2 protein-coding genes are annotated in these 1500 nt (G+C 65.7%); one reads left to right on the top strand and one right to left on the bottom strand.

Translation table 11 applies throughout. From position 1 onward, the window contains the following. Positions 1 to 1184: IS21 family transposase (gene istA / locus AC2VOP_RS08730; protein WP_486960587.1), on the bottom strand; the 1184-nt coding region annotated here is incomplete at its 3' end. 219 nt (positions 1185 to 1403) lie between these two features. Between istA and AC2VOP_RS08725 the strand changes: the two genes are divergently transcribed. Further along, positions 1404 to 1500 (top strand): hypothetical protein (locus AC2VOP_RS08725; RefSeq protein ID WP_486960588.1); only part of this gene is annotated, 97 nt, incomplete at its 3' end.

Raw genomic sequence — 1500 nt, 5'->3', positions numbered from 1 at the left:
GCACCCGGTTTGATCTTGAGCACTTCCAGGTAGTGATCCAAGACGAGGACCTGGGCGTATTTGCCGACCACTCGCTCGTGGGCGGCCACCACTTGGGCGTCGTTGAGGACCTCGACTCGGGTCGCCGACAGTCGCACCGGTAGCCGCCGCCCGGCATAGCGCACCGGCACCGAGTAATAGCACTGCCGCACACAGACCCGCGCCCGGGTGTCCACCCGGGCCTGCAGCAGCCGGGCGGTGTCGAACCGCTCATCGGGCAGGGATGCCAGGTGCGGGCGTTCAGCGGCGAACGCCGCGCCGATGGTGACCGGGCGGCCGGTGATCACCCGGGCGTCATCAGCCCAATCGGCAACGGCGATCAAGTCGTTGAGCTCAGCCAACGACGCGACCTTGGGCACCGGCACCAGGTGGCGGCGGCGGAACCTGCCGATCTCGCCTTCCACGCCGCCCTTCTCGTGGGCGCCGTCCTTGCCCGGGGTGCAAAACAACCCGTCGAAACCGTAGTGGCTGCGCAGGGCAATGAATCGTTCGGACTCGGCCCGGTCGCGGCCACGCAGCACCCGCACCACCGCGGGCTTGAGATTGTCGTAGCGGATCCGGGCGGGCACCGCACCGAAATGCTCGAAGGCCAGCACGTGTCCTTCCAGGAACGCCTCCTGAGCCTGGGTGGCGAATGCAACATGGAATGCCTTGCCCGAGTGCGACAGGCGCATCACGAACATCCACACCTTGGTCAACAACCCGGCGATGGTGGCGTAGAACTCGCCGAAGTCGACCTCGGCTTCGGCCCCCGGGGCGTGGGTCTGGGGCACCATCACCTCGACCTTGTCCAGACCCAGCTCGCTTTTGCGGTGGGTGACGTAGCGCGACACGGTCACCTCGGCCATCTGTGCGCCGTGCTCGACGACCAGCCGTTGCCAGATCCGACGTGCGGTATGGCGCTGCTTGCGCGGCACCTCGCGGTCGCCCAGCAGCCAGGAGTCGATCACTTCGACATACGGATCTATCGCCGGCCGCGGCCGGCTCGCGTATGCCTTGCGCGGCGGCGGGATCGCCGAGGCCAACGCCTGGCGCACCGTGCGCCGGTGCACCCGATGCCGCTGGGCCAACTCCCGAATCGACAACTCCTCAACCCGGTTGTCACGCCTGATCTGTTCGAACAGCTCCACCCTCGACCGTGCCATTCCCAACCTCCACGTCGATGACGACTGACGTGGAAATCGCATCCCGGGTGGGGCCAATATTCGCGACGACACGCTGAGCCCACCGCCCAGCGGATCACCGCCCAGGTGGAGCCAAAATTCATGCAGAAAAACGACCCAACTGGGGCCAACTCAGGTGATCACACGCACACGGCGAATGGTGTTGGCCCAAGTTGCCTATAACGGCGGGAGGTGGTGGTGGTGGACCAATTGACAACCCTTGACGCGGGTTTCCTCAAAGCAGAAGACGCCGACAGGCATGTCAGTTTGGCAATCGGTGGCTTGGCGGTCATCGAGG

The sequence above is a fragment of the Mycobacterium sp. TH-M106 genome (genome assembly GCF_057473765.1).
Note: the sequence above shows the minus strand (reverse complement) of the source record. Positions and strands in the feature narration are given on the sequence as shown.